Genomic DNA, 14,264 nt, shown 5'->3' with positions numbered 1-14,264 from the left:
AGCACGCGTCTACATATCATGGCGCGATATGCTCGTACCATGATATGTAGACGCGTGCTTATGCAGCGTTGTGCCTACCCAACCCGCAACGGCCCACGTAATACACCCTCGCGCATCGTCTCCAGGTCGCCAGCGGGTATGTACTCTACCCACCAGGTGACTCCCGCCTCAGCCAGCGACTTCATCAGGGTGCGATCCTGTTCCCAGTCTGCTGAACGACTGCGTCCTCCCAGCTTGATTTCATAGGGCTTGCCTCTCTGCTCTTCGCTGCGATGGCTCTCGATAAACTCCTTGAGTGTACGCACCTCATCGGGCGCCCAATCGCTGTCATCTCCCGGCTCATGTTGTTTGTAGAGGCAGCATCCCTCATAGCGTGCCGCCCGGAGCGATGGCCCCTTTAGTGGCCAGCCTCCTCCGACCAGGATGGGGATGCGTGGTTTCTGCACCGAAGTTGGCAGGAAGGTCATCTCCCGCACCTGGTAATATTGCCCCTCATAGCTGAATGGTTTGCCGCTCCACAACCCTACGATGACATCCAGCGCCTCGTCCAGCATCTTCGCGCGCTCTTTTGCATTGCTCACTTCATTGACCCGAGTAAAACCGGCCTCCCCCGCGTCGCCTGAACCTACCCCTAGAATAAAGCGTCCATTTGACAGTTGATCCAGTGCCAGCGCCTCGCGTGCCACCTTCCATGGCCGCCTCCTGCTTAATGGCGTCACTGACGTTCCCAGGCGTATATGTTTCGTGCCGATGGCCATCGCTGCCATCGCGATCCAGGGATCACAAGTTGGCACCGCTCCATCGCTCTGATGCACAATATAATCCTCGACGAACACTCCATCCCAGCCTGCCTCTTCCGCCAAGCATCCCAACTCTGCCAGCACCCGTGCATCCCCGCATACGCCACCATTTGGGAGCGAAAGACCATACCGCATAAACCGACTCCTTTCAGACTAATCCGTTCCAAGGTCGTAATAAGCAGTATAGCCTGCCAAAATGACACCTTCTGTCTTATTTGCCAAAAAGAGGCGGAAATTCACCGTCCAACCACACCATAGTCAGGAGCATTTTCGTATATTACAGGTAGGATTCTATCTTCTAGTCTCGCATTTGTGTCTTCTTGTGTTACGTGGAATTCTCTTGTGTTCTGTGTCGTTGGTGTCAAATTTGGTGTCACTATATCACCTTGTCACAGCTCGAAAATCGGATCGCAACATAATGCCGCTTGTCTCTTGTAAACTCGAGTACAATTGTAAATGTGCATGCTCGAATTCGCTTTTGTTTTTTCAGGGATAAGGAGAGAGAAGAGGAATGGACCCACTAAACAACCCGAACGCCTTTGCAGTATCGACCTTGCCCATACTCCTGGTTATCCTGTTGGTTGTGTTGGTATTTAATCTGCTCGACAAAGGCTGGTGGAAGTGCAGTGCCCCAGGATGCGACTTCCGAACAAGAAGCGAAGAGGAAGCGCTTGGACACCAGGCAAAACACGCGCAGCACAAGGCGGTGCTTGAAGACTAGCGTGAAGAAAAGCCCCTGGCCATCGAATCCTAAACTCACCAGCAGCAAAAAACAAAAAGCATCGAGGTTGGTGCTGGTCAACCTCGATGCTTTTTGCTCCACATCGACAAATATCACTTAAGCGCATGTTTTTAAGGCCTGAGCCAGCTGGTAAATAAGGCTCACCCGCCATTTTGATGTTGAGGGGAATATCTGAGCGGCAAAGCGTATTAAAACATACCGCATGAACCTCACTGTGGCTGACCTCTGCTTCGTTGAACGCAGCTTTTCGGGGTTTGTTTGCCCGGTTGCTCATACTTTCCAGTCTTATCATCAAGATGGCGGGTGAGCCCAAGATTTTTCCATATGTCTGATGGTTCAGAGCATGATGAGGTAGCTCATGATTGTAAAAACTTGAAATAGCGTTGGATCAGATGGCGAACATCTCTTAGTGAAGCGTAATCAAGAAATGCTCGATGTCGAAACGGTATTAACGACGCTATAGCTGGTTAAGCCCAGCTGATATAAGTACTTGATATGTCGTATCCATCAGAGGTTCTTGTGGCACAAAAACAATAAAACCATCCCGTCCTCGGGATAATAAAACTCTATAACTATTGATTCGAAGTTGATGTGGATCCCTCGCTTGTGATCGAGTTTGGGGAGGACTCACCCACTTGCTATTTTTCCACAATAAGAGCGTGTTTTGGAATGCGCAAAAGGGCTATCTGAATATGAAGAAGAAAAACCTCCTCGAGGAGCCTGTGAGATCGTGAACCTTTTGCCGACCTGATGAGAGATGGGAAAAGCAGATCCGTATCGACTTCCGTTTGTTTGTTGACTTGAGGAGACGCGCCTGATGGGGAGGGCCTCTTGAGAGCGATCTTCGTGTGAATCTCTGTATGTATGGGTTTTAAATGAGTCCCCCCACTCGTGTGTTGACAAGCGGGGGCTCACGGTATTCCTTTGAGATGCACGGCAAAGGGCGTGACACACCTTCCTATTTGGCCAGCCATGTTCGGACGCCCGAGCGTAGGTAGCGACCCACAGGAATCTAGAGGATATAAGGTGCTTCGAGCCGTCGTATTTCTTCGTCGCTCAGTTTGAGATCGACTGCCGCGACAGCGTCCGTTAGATGTTGTGGTTTGGTCGCGCCAACAATAGGCGCAGTCACCGCCTCCTTATGCAGCAGCCATGCCAGAGCGATTTGCGCCATGGGAACCTGGCGTTCTTGGGCAATAGTTCTCACGGTCTCGACGATCTGCTGGTTGGCTTCCTCCGTCTTGGAGTAAAGGGCTTTCGTAAACTGGTCGGTTGCACTACGTTTGGTTTGCGCATTCCATTCGTGAGTTAATAGGCCTCGCGCTAACGGACTCCACGGAACCACCCCAATCCCCTGGTTGAGACAGAACGGCAACATTTCCCGTTCTTCTTCGCGCATGAGCAAGTTGTAATGGTCTTGCATCGAGACAAAGCGGGTCCAGCCATGCAAATCAGCCACATACTGTGCTTGAACAAACTGCCAGGCAGGCATGCTGCTGGCACCGATATAGCGCACTTTGCCGCTCTTCACCAGATCGTGCAAGGCTTCCAACGTTTCTTCTATCGGAGTATCGGGGTCGTAGCGATGAATCTGATACAGGTCGATATAGTCCGTCTTGAGCCGCTTCAAACTCTGCTCGACTTGCGCAAAGAGAGCGGCCCGGGAGAGTCCAGTATCTTTGGGACCCGGCCCCATCGGGAAAAAGACCTTGGTCGCAAGAATCACGTCGTCGCGTCTGGCCAGTTCAAAGAGGACTTTGCCAATAATCTCCTCACTGGCACCGAGCGAATAAGAATTAGCCGTATCAAACGTCGTAATCCCCGCTTCCAGAGCTTGCTTAAGAATGGGCCGAGCCTCGTCGATCCCGAGCGCCCACTTATTCGCGTTATACGTGTCAAGTGATGAGTCCCCAAAACCCATACAGCCCAAAATGATCCGTGAAACTTTCAACCCTGAATTGCCTAGCCGTTTGTATTCCATATCTCTCTCCTTTGGATTGTTGGATAGCCAGCGTAGAACGCTGAGAATGGAAGAGCCTCTTTCAATTCCATATCTCTCAGTCCTTCTCCATCGCTCTTCGGAGACTGTCCAGAGCTGTTCGGTGTCGCCTCCTGCTCCCCTGGTAGTCATTATAGACGCACCTTCGCACCAGGTGATAGAATGATTCTCGCCAATGATTGTCTGATTCTGCACGTCTTCCAGACCTGCCAGCGATAAACCAGAGGAGAGGTTTCGATGAGTGTCATGATCCACAAGCCAGCAGAGCGCGAAACGAAGAGGCTCGCAGCCAATCGTGAAGAACTGAGCGAGCGAATTGGGCAGGCCATGAGTTTCGATGGGACCAGCCAGCCGCTCCAGGGGTTGCATCTGTCCCGCTCCTCAGCCCCTTTCAAGTCGCATCACAGTGTCCTTGAGCCATCCTTGTGTGTCACTGCTCAGGGAAACAAAGAAGTGCTTTTTGGTGAGAGCCGCTACCAGTACAATCCCATGCATTACCTGCTTATCACCGTCGAGATGCCCAATGTCTCTCAGGTTCTGGAAGCCTCAAAGGAGCGGCCCTACCTCGGTCTTCGCCTGAAACTGGACCCCGCCCTTGTCAGTGCAGTGATGCTTGAGGCGAGTTACACCTTGCCTCCCGGCACTGCCCATACGAGGGCCATTGATGTCAACCTATTGGATGTCCATCTGCTGGATGCCATCGTTCGGCTTGTCAGGCTCCTGGATACCCCTGACGAAGCGCCAGTTCTTCAGCCACTGATCACACGGGAAATTATGTATCGGCTTCTAAAGGGAGAACAGGGGAGCAGGCTCCGGCACCTGGCGATCCAGGAGGGCCATACCACCCATATTAGCAGAGCAGTTGCGCTCCTCCATCAAAACTTCGACCAGCCACTGCGTATTGAGACTCTCGCGCACGAACTGGGTATGAGCGTCTCAGCGTTCCACCACCACTTCAAAGCCGTCACAACGTTGAGCCCTCTGCAATTCCAGAAACAGTTGCGACTCCAGGAAGCACGACGTCTGATGCTGAGTGAAGACCTCGACGCGGCCAGCGCAGCCTATCGTGTGGGCTACCAGGACGCCTCCCACTTCAATCGTGAGTACAAAAACCTCTTCGGTGCCCCCCCGATGCGCGACGTTCAACGGTTGCGGGAAGAGGTCCTCACACGCTCTGACCGCTGAGCCACCATGCCTGTCCGATATGGCATCGTCTGCCTCACACAACAGGCAACGTTCCCTGGTAAGGGTACCGGTCTAAAAGTGAATAGAACAAATTGCTTTATGATCGAGTTATTCTGGCGAAAATACAACAATTATCCCAGTGGGCAAGATCTCAATAAGTAGCTTGCCTACCAGGATAATTGTTGTGAAAGCCACCAGTTTCATCCTGGGATTTACAGGGAAGGATTGAGGAAAGGAGTGGCTTTCGCTGTATGTCTTTAGAAACAGGTCAGCTGCTTCGCCTCAGACGAGCAAGCAGCAGTCGAATCATCGCCACCTGGATCAGCGTTTCACTGGTCTGCACTTTTCGTTCGTAATCCTTACTCATTCTTCTATTACGGGAGATCCAACTCAGTGATCGCTCCACTACCCACCGTCTGGGGAGAACACTGAAGCCACGCGTGCCTGGCTGTCGCTCGACTACTTCGAGATCCCAGCCACCCTCCGCTTGGCACCAGACAGCCAATTCCTGCCCACGGTACGCCGCATCGGCCCAGATTTTTTTGAGGCGTGGGAGGAGTGGGGCGAGTCCGACGAGCAGACATCGGGCACCTTTCCCATCGTGCAAATCGGCAGGAGTGACGTACACGGCCAGGAGAAGGCCAAGTGCATCCACGAGAATATGGCGCTTGCGTCCTTTCACACACTTATGCCCATCGAAGCCACAGATCCCGGCGGATTCCTCGACGGTCTTGACACTTTGAGCATCTATGATTGCAGCACTGGGCTGTGCGTTCCTGCCCACTCGCTCGCGTTCGGCTTCTCGCAGGGCCGTGAGCAGCCGAAACCAAATGCCTTTGAGGCGCAAACGGCGAAAATGATAGAACACCGTTTGCCATGGCGGAAAGTTCGTTGGCAGATAGCGCCACGGACAACCGGTGCGCAGGACATAGAAAATCGCGTCAAAAATGGCTCGCAACGAATGCATTGGTGGTCTGCCACGTTTGGGGAAAGGAGGCAGGTGGCGTTGCAGGCATGCCCACTCCGCATCCGAAAGACTGCTGGGATAACTTGTACTCATCCTTCCAGTCTATCACAGTGCTTCTCCCTTACCATTTCCAAAACACGGTCTAAATCACTCCCCCATCCTATGATAGGAAAGTCTAGTTCAAGCCCTTGGCAAGCAAACTCAGTAGCTACATCGTGAAGTTGACAGCAAGAAAAGTTAGAATTTGGAGAGTCGTTATACCAAGGGCCTTCACGTAAGTTCTTGGTGTAGTTGTAATCGTTGTGTATGCCATAGGCACTCAAATTCTTTGCTTTTGATGATGCTAGCAGCCCATAGCGCTTCTCTTCTTGGCCCTGGTACCGTTCTCGTAATTCCATTGTTCAATACCAGCTTCTTCTCCCAAATGGATTTCCTGTCCTTCACCAATTAACCCTATCATGAGTGTCCAGGAATTCATTTTTTCAGCTAAGCGGAGAAAGTCTTCAGGCTCTGAGGCTCTGTGTCCTCGTTTTTCTTGAACCCTCTTTGCGTCCCATGCGCGCTGAGCTTCGTCGTATACCCAGATATGCTCTTCTGGCAACCATTTTTGCGTGCCACCATATCGTTTTAGAAAGCCGTGGACATCCTGAACGAAAACGCTGCTTTTGAGAGCATGCTGAAGTACTTTGACCAGCGGCCCATTCCCAGATAAAAATACCGCTGTTCTTTTACTTTCGCTATCGCCAAAGTGATTTTCGTAGACGAATTGCAACCCAACCAGCGTTTTCCCAGCACCTGGAACGCCTGTGACAAGCGCTAAGTGATGCTCGTTGTTCATTTGTGCTTGCCGACTAATCTGCAATAGCTTCGCTATGGTCTCTGGGATACCAGCACTTTGTGCTCGCCGGATCTGAGGCAGCGGCTCGTGGCGGAAGATTGTACGAGCTGCACTTACCAACGATGGGAGCGGAGTATAATCTGCAGCCAACCATTTATAAGGATCGATTGAGGGCTTGTTTTCAGTTGTTACCAAAGATTGGAGTAAGTCTACCAGGTTAGTTGGTGAGGTGACATAAACATCATCATCTTTAACAGTATGTGTGTTTGAGCGGGTTAAAACGAGGAGGGGATAGACGCGATAATTGTGTGAATACGCATGGTAATGCTGCAAATCTCGTGCATAAGCAGAAGATTGATCAATGTGAGCTCGTTGAATTGTACTAAAATCTTTGAATTCGAGAACAAGAATTGTGGTACGGGCTAGAATGACAACATCAATGCGCCGGCCACGTTCTCGTGGCAACTCATATTCAAAAACAATATTCCAGTCAGCCGTATCCCTACGAAGGTTTACGAGAGCGGCCAGCTGCGTTTGAAGAACTTTGAAGCAATTCTGCCATGCTCTCACTTGTGATGCATTGGCTTGCTCGTTCATACAAGCGAGATGGTGGTGTTGAAGACTGCGTAGCCAGTCATGTTCAGAGGTTTGTAGAAAGGCATTGATAGTGCTGTGCCAACCGCATGTAGATCCATCTACATATGACATAAGCGCGTCCTCTCTCCTATCAAGAACAATTAGAAGATATCTGCCAGAAAACAGAACTAGGCAAAGTTAACGGAGATTGTATTCGTATAGTTTTTGCGCAATAGGTATATCTGCTTCAGAAAAATTGAACTTCATGAGCTCTTTATTCGTAACCCACTGTATCTCTGCATGAGCATTAAGTTGGAATTCACCTTGTACATACACGGCACGGTAGGCTAAAAGCTCAATCTCGATATGCTGATAGCGGAAAATGCTCGAGCAGAAAAAATCTTTTACTTCGATCTCAACACCGAATTCTTCCATCATTTCGCGCTTGAGACATTGTTCCGGTGATTCGCCAGGTTCAATTTTTCCCCCAGGAAATTCCCATTTATCCTCCAGAATATCCCCTTTTTTTCTTCTCGCGATAAGGATTTTGTCATTCAATATGAGGATAGCTGCTGTAACGGTTTTCATAGCTGCTTGTTTTTCTTTCTATGTTTTTACAGGCACCACGACCTACCTGGAAACAAAGTGCTCTAAATCTAAGCGTATTAGGTGCCATTGTAAGCGAGAATAAGAAACGGGACAATCTGATAAAGCCATCTTTCCCATGTGATGCATATACGCAAATTCCTTTATTAACATCGCGGCCAGCATGAGTTGCTTGCGTGGGACTCCAGCCCTAAGAGTTGCGCCTCCAGAAGTATGGGACGTCTTGACGAAGAGATCGAGTAGCTTTTCTAGCGGTCCAACTTACCCTTGACTCAACCCTCCTTTAGTCGGTGAAATATAAAATATGATTTCATCCAAGGGCTAGGAATGGTGGTGCGTTTACGAAGTGATCAGGGTGAAGCAGTTGTTCTCGCAATCCATTTGGATACTCATATGTAAGAGTTTTGCGATTGAATTGAGCGTTTGTGGAATGAATAATTCGATGATGGTTTGGACAGAGTACCGCAATGTTACCACTGACATCCAGACCACCTTGAGCCAGATACTGGATATGATGCGCCTCAGAAAAAGCAACACCATAGTCTGGTAAAAAATCTTTGCCGCATACCTGGCAGCGGTTCCCATAATATGATTTGAGGTTGTCTGCAAGGAACTGATTGCGTGTAAATTGCTCAATTGTCACCATTCTCTTTGGGACTTTGTGCAAGACAGCAATGCGATCGTGGTTATAGATGGCCGCAAGTGTACGCTTTTGACCGAATGTTTGCACGACCTCAGAAGCAGATACAAGTTGCAAAGCTGGCTCTGGAACTTCGGCGAGCGTCCACTGAATGTAAGGTCTAATAAGTTGCTCATCACGCGGCTCGATGTACCGCGGGTTAGTTTGCCCGTCATAATCCACAGATAGGCCTAGATCTTCCAGACTGAAAGGGATGGTCGGGACCGTCGCTGAGCCATAAACAATCCATGGCCATACTCGGTTCTCTTTCGGCCAATGTAGGCGGCTAATCGCCCCATCATGGTCTGGCTCGATGTGGTCAAATACGAGCGCGAAATCGATGCGACTGTGCAATTTCCCTAACCGGACTGCTTCTGTTTTTACCAGTTGAAGCAGAAGAAGCTCGCCTGGCTGCAATTCCGGATTCTGTGGCTTAAAGCTAAACGCAAACATAGACTTTTGAATACACTCGTCAATCTGGGCTGGGCGCACATTGAGTCGTCGCATTCGTAAACTCTCCTTTAATGATTATGATATAAATATTTTCATTGATAGCGTTTTCGGCTGTTTCCCGCATTTTGAGCTCTCAAGCTGTACATTAAGTCCTTCACCATCACTAGGATTGAGTCGATCTAATCTTAATGAAATTATTGTGGAATGGAGCATTAAGTGTATTTAGTACAGATAGATTGTATCCATAAATATAACATCATGCAGTTATATTTGGGAAGATTCAAACTGGGCAATTATTGCAGCGTGTAAAAAGCCTATCAGGCGATAAATACCGTTCGCTGTTTCAATCCTCAGCGACGCCAACGCGCCGCTGCAACCTGAACATTCCATCTCTTCCAGCAATACCTTGAAGAGTTTCAATCCTCAGCGACGCCAACGCGCCGCTGCAACTATTCAGACTTTGATGTGCGCGGTGTGCACCCACTACAGTGGCACTTGAGAAAAGAACCAAATTCCCCGGAATTTTCCTCATTTCTTCCCCTTTGTTTCCCCGGCGAGACATCCCATCTTGAGAAGAGAACCAAATTCCCCGGAATTTCCCCTGAGTAACATGAGTTCTGGATACGTGCATCGATGGAGCGCACGTATCCAGAACTCATGTTACTTACACAACCTGATAAAAAGAGCCGTCTCCAGAACTGGGCTCGACATATTTGAACACGACCCCATCGGGATTTTGCACACGCATTTCCCAACCGGTTGCCGCATAATGAGGCTCTTCGAGAAAGACGATTCCCTGTTGCTGGCTCAGGAAATCGTACCACTCTTTAACTGAATCAACCAGGACGTTCACGTGCGTGCCTTTGATGGCAGCCAGCGCTTGTTCTGGGCCAGCGAAGAGGAGCAACGGTCCCACCTGTACTGCCTCCAAACCAACTTCAGGAAAAGTGACACGCATGCTGCTTTTCACCTGAAACTGTGTTTCATACAACTTCACGCTGGTGGCAAGGTGTTCCCTGCGAATATAAAGCCTGGTAAGGGTCTGTAAAATCTTCATCTGTCTTAGGACCTTTTCTAGTTGAGCTTTGAAGCTGACAAAGGAGTCTCTTGATGAGAGCATCTGAATGCTGGAGAAACAATATTGGTAATGGTCGATTTATCCAGAACTCACGTCGATTAGCAAAAAATTCATGCCATTCGCGTGTCGATGTGACATGCTAGAAGTATTTACAGTTATTATTCGAGCTGTCTCATAGATCAGGAGAAAGGCATGAAGCAACGTCAGTGTACCATATTAGAGCAAGCCGGGCCAAACCTGGGTGAGATGGGCAGTTGGCTCCAGAGCTTACTGCACCTGCATCAGCGTCTCTCTCCCCGCTTTGCGCGCCCCGAAGTCCACCTGCACGCCTTACTCTACCTCCAAGCTGTCCTGAGTGACATCCCCAGAAAAAATGGCTGGCACATCGCTGAACACGCCCGACAAGCACGGCCCTACGGCATGCAACGCTTGCTCTCGCAGGCGGTCTGGAACGAGGATGGGGTGCGTGATGATCTGCGTGCGTTGGTCTGCCAAACCCTGCTTCTGCACCCTTTGACACAAACCGGCATCCCGCTCTTCCCGGTGCTCGTCATTGACGAAAGCGGCTTTCCCAAACGCGGGCACCACTCCGCTGGCGTCGCCCCCCAGTATTGTGGACGTACCGGGCGCGTCGAAAATTGTCAAGTAGGTGTCTTTCTCTCGTACGTCACCGCCCGGGGCCATGCCCTCATCGACCGCGAGTTGTATCTGCCCGAAGAGTGGTGCGCTGATCTGCTTCGCAGGCGAGCCGCTCATATCCCCGATCAGGTTCCCTTTGCCACCAAACCTGAACTGGCTAAACGTATGGTCCAGCGTGCTCAGGCGGCAGGCTTGTCCATCTGCTGGGTGGTAGCCGATACCGTGTACGGCCACAGTCCCGACCTACGGCTCTTCCTCGAAGAGCAAGGCTACGCCTACGCGATGGCCGTTCCCTCCATTGAAGTCATGTGTGTACAAACCCCAACCGGATGCCTGCTCAGTGATGTAGCGAGTATTGCCAAGCAAGCGCTGCGTGCTCGGGATTGGCTGCGCCTCTCTGCCAGTCAGGGCACCAAAGGGGAGCGCCTTTTTGATTGGGCTTGCTTGCCGATCGTACAGGCAGGCACCCCCGACGGTCGCCATTGGCTCGTTTTTCGCCGCTGTCTGGACAACCCAAACGAGGTGGCCTACTTCCTGGTCTGGGCTCTCTCCAACACCTCCTTGCCCACCATGGTGCAGGCCATTGGCTGCCGTTGGCACATCGAAGAGGACCTGCAAGCGTGCAAAGCGCTGGGACTTGACCAGTATGAGGTACGCAGCTATCTCGGCTGGTATCGCCACATCACCCTGGTGATACTGGCCTACGCCTTCCTGGTCAACATCTGTCTCAAGCAACTTGCTCCCCCAGGTTCCCAGGAGGAACCTCCACCCAGTTTACCGCTGCTCCCGCTGACCCCCTCCGAAGTGCACCATCTCTTGGCTCGCCTGTTCTTTCCTGCTCCCACTTCGGCACCTCTCATCTCTGCCTGGTCCCTCTTTCGGCGCACCCATCAGTATTGGGCGGGCTACTATCATCGTCGCCGTCGCCAAAAAGCCCGTTCAGCCTAAGCTGGCTGCTGCTCTTGTCAGGAGTTTTCTGGGGAATGCTCCTCGTACCTATCCCTTACCTTTTGTCAGCACACCTGCCTTTGAAAACTCCCAGGACTTTTCCGGGGAATTTTCCTCGTCATCATCCCTTGCCTTTTGTCGGCGAAACTCCCAGGACTTTTCCCAACACGTCAAAAGGTTCGTTTGTCGTTCTTGTGAGGCACTCTATCCGAAAGGAGTAATCCCATGATCTTTGTGTCTGTGGCCGAGGCGGCTCATCACCTCGGCATTGATGTCAAAACGCTGCACCGCTGGCTGGCTGATGCGCAGCTTCCCCTCCAAAGCCATCCCTGCGATGGCCGTAAAAAAGGGGTGAGATCGGAACACCTCCAGATGCTGGCTCGCTTGCATCAGCGCAGCCTGGTTAATCTTCCCGAGGTTCCACTGGCCCCTGTGAAGAGCGAGGTCCCTCCGTTGCCTGCTGCGCTCCTTGAGCTGCCTGAGCAGCTTTCCTGTTTACAGACCCAGATCACCGCCTTGCAACAGCAGGTGGCTGATCTCACCCTCCTGCTCCAGCAGCACGAGCAAGCCTCAACCACCCCAACTGTTCCAACAAGGCCAGCCAGGGCAACCAGTCGTCCATCCAAGCCTGCACCACAGGCTCCCCGCTCTCATCCTCCTGCCAAAACGCCTCGCAAGCCGGTTCATGTCATCCCGCGCGTCGAGTATGGCGAAGAGGGGTATTATGTAGTGATCTGTCCGAAGCATGGCGTGCTCCCCTTTGAGCCTGATACAGGGGAGTGGTTTGCCTGGGTAACAAAGCAGGACTCGTTTCGGTTTGTGGGAAAATCGGGCCACTTCACGGCTCATCACGAGTGGCGCGTCCCTAAAGGGGCCTGGCGGGCGCATCGGCATATCCGCAACCACAACTACATCCAGCGTCTGGCACCCAACCACGAGTTGACCATTGCGGTCTTAGAACAGGCAGCTAAGGCTCTGCAAGCTCACCTGGCATAGCTGATCGCTTGGTTGGACTTCACTTCCTCCGAACTGCTGAGCTTCCGAGGCTCGCTCAGCCCATCCTTCTCCAAAAGAAGTGCCACTGTAGTGTGTGTAGTTGTTTCAAGCCTCAGCGACCCTTTCGAGCCGCTGCTACAACCCAGGGAGCTGCATAGCGTAGCTGTTCTTCTGTGTTTCAAGCCTCAGCGACCCGCAAGGGACGCTGCTACCGTGCTCGCGCAAGGTCATAAGGCTCTGCGTTGATATTTCAATCCTCAGCAACCCATTCGGGGCCATTGCTACTTTAGATTGCGGTACTCCGGCAAAGTTTGCACCCTTGTTTCAATCCTTAGCGACCCGCAAGGGACGCTGCTATCTGGTGGCTTGGTACATGGTTTCAGGCCGTGAGGTGTTTCAATCCTCAGCGTCCCGCAAGGGACGCTGCTATGCCAGCACCAGCATGGATAAAATGGCCACCAGCTTGTTTCAATCCTCAGCGACCCGCAAGGGACGCTGCTATCGCTGCCCAGTCACCCAACCTGGACAGACCGTTCCTTCTTCATGCTGCGCGAACCTCTTCTATCATACGCTTTTTCTCTCCAAATCGCGACCTTTTTTCACATCCGTATGCCGAAAAAAAACACTCATACCACTTCTCAAGCCATGTTCTGGCAAAGGCCATCGGTTGCGCGAACCTCGTGCTCGATAGGTCAGCACTTCTGGTCCGCGCAATTATTCAAGGCTAGCATCTTTCATGCATAACCTACCCCTCTCCTTCTTCTCCCACACTTGTTCGCACCTCATATTGGAAATCTTCCTGCCACAATCTCTCAATCTGATGAAGTAACGTTTGTTGTAGTGGCCCTTGTTCGAGAGCCGCAAGATTACATGTCACCTGAGCCTCAGAACGCACTCCAGGAATGACAGAAGTCACAGCTGGATGGCTTAAACAAAAGCGTATAGCAACTTGGGCAAGGTTTGTTCCAGGCTCTACTAGATCCTTTATTGCCGAGATACGTCGAAGTGTCCGTTGCAGCACCTTTTCCCTGAAAACTCGCCTGCGCCAATCGGTGCGGTGGAATTTCATTTCGTCGTACCATTTGCCAGTCAAAGCCCCAGAAGCTAAAGGACTACGAGCAATGATGCTTACATTGTGCTTCACTGCGAGTGGGAAAAGATGGTGGGCTGCACGCTGATCGAGGATATTGTATGGCGTTTCAATTATGTCCACTAATCCGGATTTGATGATCTCATTAGCTTCGTAAGCACGATGATCGCTTACCGAAATGCCGAAGGAGCGAATTTTACCTTGTTCTCGCAATTTTACCATAGTTTCATACCACTCTGTTTCCTTGGCCCAGGAGGGACACCACGTTTGAAACAGAAGACAATCAAGGCAATCTGTTTCTAAGCGTCGTAGACTTGCCTCTGCTTGTTCAAAGATGTGTTTAGCAGGAAAAGTGGTCTGAATAGGAGTACCGGGAGCTGGCGCCCAGTGGTATTGAAGGGGATATATTTTTGTTAAAGTAGTGACTTTCTCCCCCTGGGAGCGGAAAGCCTGGGCTATTAATCGTTCCGCATGGCCATTCCCATAGAGTGGGGCAGTATCAATTACTGCGCTGCCAAGTTCCAAAGCTTTACCAAGAGCGTTTAATGATTGATTATCAGGCTGTGGCCCCCATCCTCCTCCGATAGCCCAAGTTCCTACACCTATGCGGCTCGCTGAGATTTGTGCATGCCCCAGATAAACAGAGGCTCCCTCATATCTCAACATAT

General features: G+C 51.1%; 14 protein-coding genes. 4 read left to right on the top strand and 10 right to left on the bottom strand.

What is annotated here, in order from left to right; genetic code table 11:
* Nucleotides 1-74: 74 nt before the first annotated feature.
* A complete protein-coding gene (locus tag KTE_RS30195; RefSeq protein WP_201388034.1) occupies nucleotides 75-935 on the bottom strand; it encodes an LLM class flavin-dependent oxidoreductase in 861 nt (286 codons plus the stop codon).
* A gap of 376 nt (nucleotides 936-1,311) precedes the next feature.
* On the opposite strand from KTE_RS30195, the gene KTE_RS30190 reads away from it, so the two are divergent.
* Nucleotides 1,312-1,521, top strand: coding sequence for a hypothetical protein (locus KTE_RS30190; protein WP_007904733.1), 210 nt, complete (start codon nucleotides 1,312-1,314; stop codon nucleotides 1,519-1,521).
* 478 nt (nucleotides 1,522-1,999) lie between these two features.
* On the opposite strand, the gene KTE_RS49880 is transcribed toward KTE_RS30190, so the two are convergent.
* Both KTE_RS49880 and KTE_RS30180 read right to left on the bottom strand, forming a co-directional pair.
* Nucleotides 2,000-2,173 carry a DNA/RNA helicase domain-containing protein gene (locus KTE_RS49880; protein ID WP_201388032.1) on the bottom strand — a complete coding sequence of 58 codons (174 nt, stop codon included), beginning with the start codon at nucleotides 2,171-2,173 and terminating at the stop codon, nucleotides 2,000-2,002.
* Between the two features lie 381 nt (nucleotides 2,174-2,554).
* Complete coding sequence (locus KTE_RS30180) at nucleotides 2,555-3,523, bottom strand: aldo/keto reductase (RefSeq protein WP_201388030.1); 969 nt, start codon at nucleotides 3,521-3,523, stop codon at nucleotides 2,555-2,557.
* 255 nt (nucleotides 3,524-3,778) lie between these two features.
* On the opposite strand from KTE_RS30180, the gene KTE_RS30175 reads away from it, so the two are divergent.
* Nucleotides 3,779-4,726, top strand: coding sequence for an AraC family transcriptional regulator (locus KTE_RS30175; RefSeq protein ID WP_201388028.1), 948 nt, complete (start codon nucleotides 3,779-3,781; stop codon nucleotides 4,724-4,726).
* 268 nt (nucleotides 4,727-4,994) lie between these two features.
* Here KTE_RS30175 and KTE_RS30170 read toward each other — a convergent pair whose 3' ends face one another.
* From KTE_RS30170 to KTE_RS30145, 6 genes are all read right to left on the bottom strand, one after another.
* Complete coding sequence (locus KTE_RS30170; RefSeq protein ID WP_201388027.1) at nucleotides 4,995-5,786, bottom strand: IS5 family transposase; 792 nt, start codon at nucleotides 5,784-5,786, stop codon at nucleotides 4,995-4,997.
* Complete coding sequence (locus KTE_RS49875; protein ID WP_201388019.1) at nucleotides 5,783-6,091, bottom strand: DNA/RNA helicase domain-containing protein; 309 nt, start codon at nucleotides 6,089-6,091, stop codon at nucleotides 5,783-5,785. The genes KTE_RS30170 and KTE_RS49875 overlap by 4 nt, the downstream gene beginning before the upstream one ends.
* On the bottom strand, nucleotides 6,037-7,239 hold the full coding sequence (locus KTE_RS30160) for a DNA/RNA helicase domain-containing protein (protein ID WP_201388017.1): 1,203 nt from the start codon (nucleotides 7,237-7,239) through the stop codon (nucleotides 6,037-6,039). The genes KTE_RS49875 and KTE_RS30160 overlap by 55 nt, the downstream gene beginning before the upstream one ends.
* Nucleotides 7,240-7,305: 66 nt before the next feature.
* Complete coding sequence (locus KTE_RS30155) at nucleotides 7,306-7,695, bottom strand: (deoxy)nucleoside triphosphate pyrophosphohydrolase (protein WP_201388015.1); 390 nt, start codon at nucleotides 7,693-7,695, stop codon at nucleotides 7,306-7,308.
* 328 nt (nucleotides 7,696-8,023) lie between these two features.
* A complete protein-coding gene (locus KTE_RS30150; RefSeq protein WP_201388013.1) occupies nucleotides 8,024-8,899 on the bottom strand; it encodes an HNH endonuclease in 876 nt (291 codons plus the stop codon).
* 610 nt (nucleotides 8,900-9,509) lie between these two features.
* A complete protein-coding gene (locus tag KTE_RS30145; protein ID WP_201388003.1) occupies nucleotides 9,510-9,902 on the bottom strand; it encodes a VOC family protein in 393 nt (130 codons plus the stop codon).
* A 267-nt stretch (nucleotides 9,903-10,169) separates the two neighbouring features.
* Between KTE_RS30145 and KTE_RS30140 the strand changes: the two genes are divergently transcribed.
* Together KTE_RS30140 and KTE_RS30135 are read left to right on the top strand one after the other, a co-directional pair.
* Entirely contained in the window at nucleotides 10,170-11,510 is a 1,341-nt protein-coding gene (locus KTE_RS30140; RefSeq protein WP_201391025.1) for an IS701 family transposase, read from the top strand.
* Between the two features lie 225 nt (nucleotides 11,511-11,735).
* The gene (locus tag KTE_RS30135; protein ID WP_201388001.1) at nucleotides 11,736-12,506 is read left to right on the top strand and encodes a hypothetical protein; all 771 of its coding nucleotides are present in this window, start codon (nucleotides 11,736-11,738) and stop codon (nucleotides 12,504-12,506) included.
* 745 nt (nucleotides 12,507-13,251) lie between these two features.
* On the opposite strand, the gene KTE_RS30130 is transcribed toward KTE_RS30135, so the two are convergent.
* Entirely contained in the window at nucleotides 13,252-14,262 is a 1,011-nt protein-coding gene (locus KTE_RS30130) for an aldo/keto reductase (RefSeq protein ID WP_201387999.1), read from the bottom strand.
* Between the last annotated feature and the right edge of the window lie 2 nt (nucleotides 14,263-14,264).

Origin of the sequence: Ktedonobacter sp. SOSP1-85 (assembly GCF_016587415.1) — a bacterium.
Classification (GTDB): domain Bacteria; phylum Chloroflexota; class Ktedonobacteria; order Ktedonobacterales; family Ktedonobacteraceae; genus Ktedonobacter.
Note: the sequence above shows the minus strand (reverse complement) of the source record. Positions and strands in the feature narration are given on the sequence as shown.

Bases quoted from the DNA above. Each gene is read 5' to 3' on its own strand.
- KTE_RS30195 (WP_201388034.1), bottom strand. From the start codon at position 935: ATGCGGTATGGTCTTTCGCTCCCAAATGGTGGCGTATGCGGGGATGCA.
- KTE_RS30190 (WP_007904733.1), top strand. From the start codon at position 1,312: ATGGACCCACTAAACAACCCGAACGCCTTTGCAGTATCGACCTTGCCC.
- KTE_RS30180 (WP_201388030.1), bottom strand. From the start codon at position 3,523: ATGGAATACAAACGGCTAGGCAATTCAGGGTTGAAAGTTTCACGGATC.
- KTE_RS30175 (WP_201388028.1), top strand. From the start codon at position 3,779: ATGAGTGTCATGATCCACAAGCCAGCAGAGCGCGAAACGAAGAGGCTC.
- KTE_RS30170 (WP_201388027.1), bottom strand. From the start codon at position 5,786: ATGAGTACAAGTTATCCCAGCAGTCTTTCGGATGCGGAGTGGGCATGC.
- KTE_RS49875 (WP_201388019.1), bottom strand. From the start codon at position 6,091: ATGGAATTACGAGAACGGTACCAGGGCCAAGAAGAGAAGCGCTATGGG.
- KTE_RS30160 (WP_201388017.1), bottom strand. From the start codon at position 7,239: ATGTCATATGTAGATGGATCTACATGCGGTTGGCACAGCACTATCAAT.
- KTE_RS30155 (WP_201388015.1), bottom strand. From the start codon at position 7,695: ATGAAAACCGTTACAGCAGCTATCCTCATATTGAATGACAAAATCCTT.
- KTE_RS30150 (WP_201388013.1), bottom strand. From the start codon at position 8,899: ATGCGACGACTCAATGTGCGCCCAGCCCAGATTGACGAGTGTATTCAA.
- KTE_RS30145 (WP_201388003.1), bottom strand. From the start codon at position 9,902: ATGAAGATTTTACAGACCCTTACCAGGCTTTATATTCGCAGGGAACAC.
- KTE_RS30140 (WP_201391025.1), top strand. From the start codon at position 10,170: ATGGGCAGTTGGCTCCAGAGCTTACTGCACCTGCATCAGCGTCTCTCT.
- KTE_RS30135 (WP_201388001.1), top strand. From the start codon at position 11,736: ATGATCTTTGTGTCTGTGGCCGAGGCGGCTCATCACCTCGGCATTGAT.
- KTE_RS30130 (WP_201387999.1), bottom strand. From the start codon at position 14,262: ATGTTGAGATATGAGGGAGCCTCTGTTTATCTGGGGCATGCACAAATC.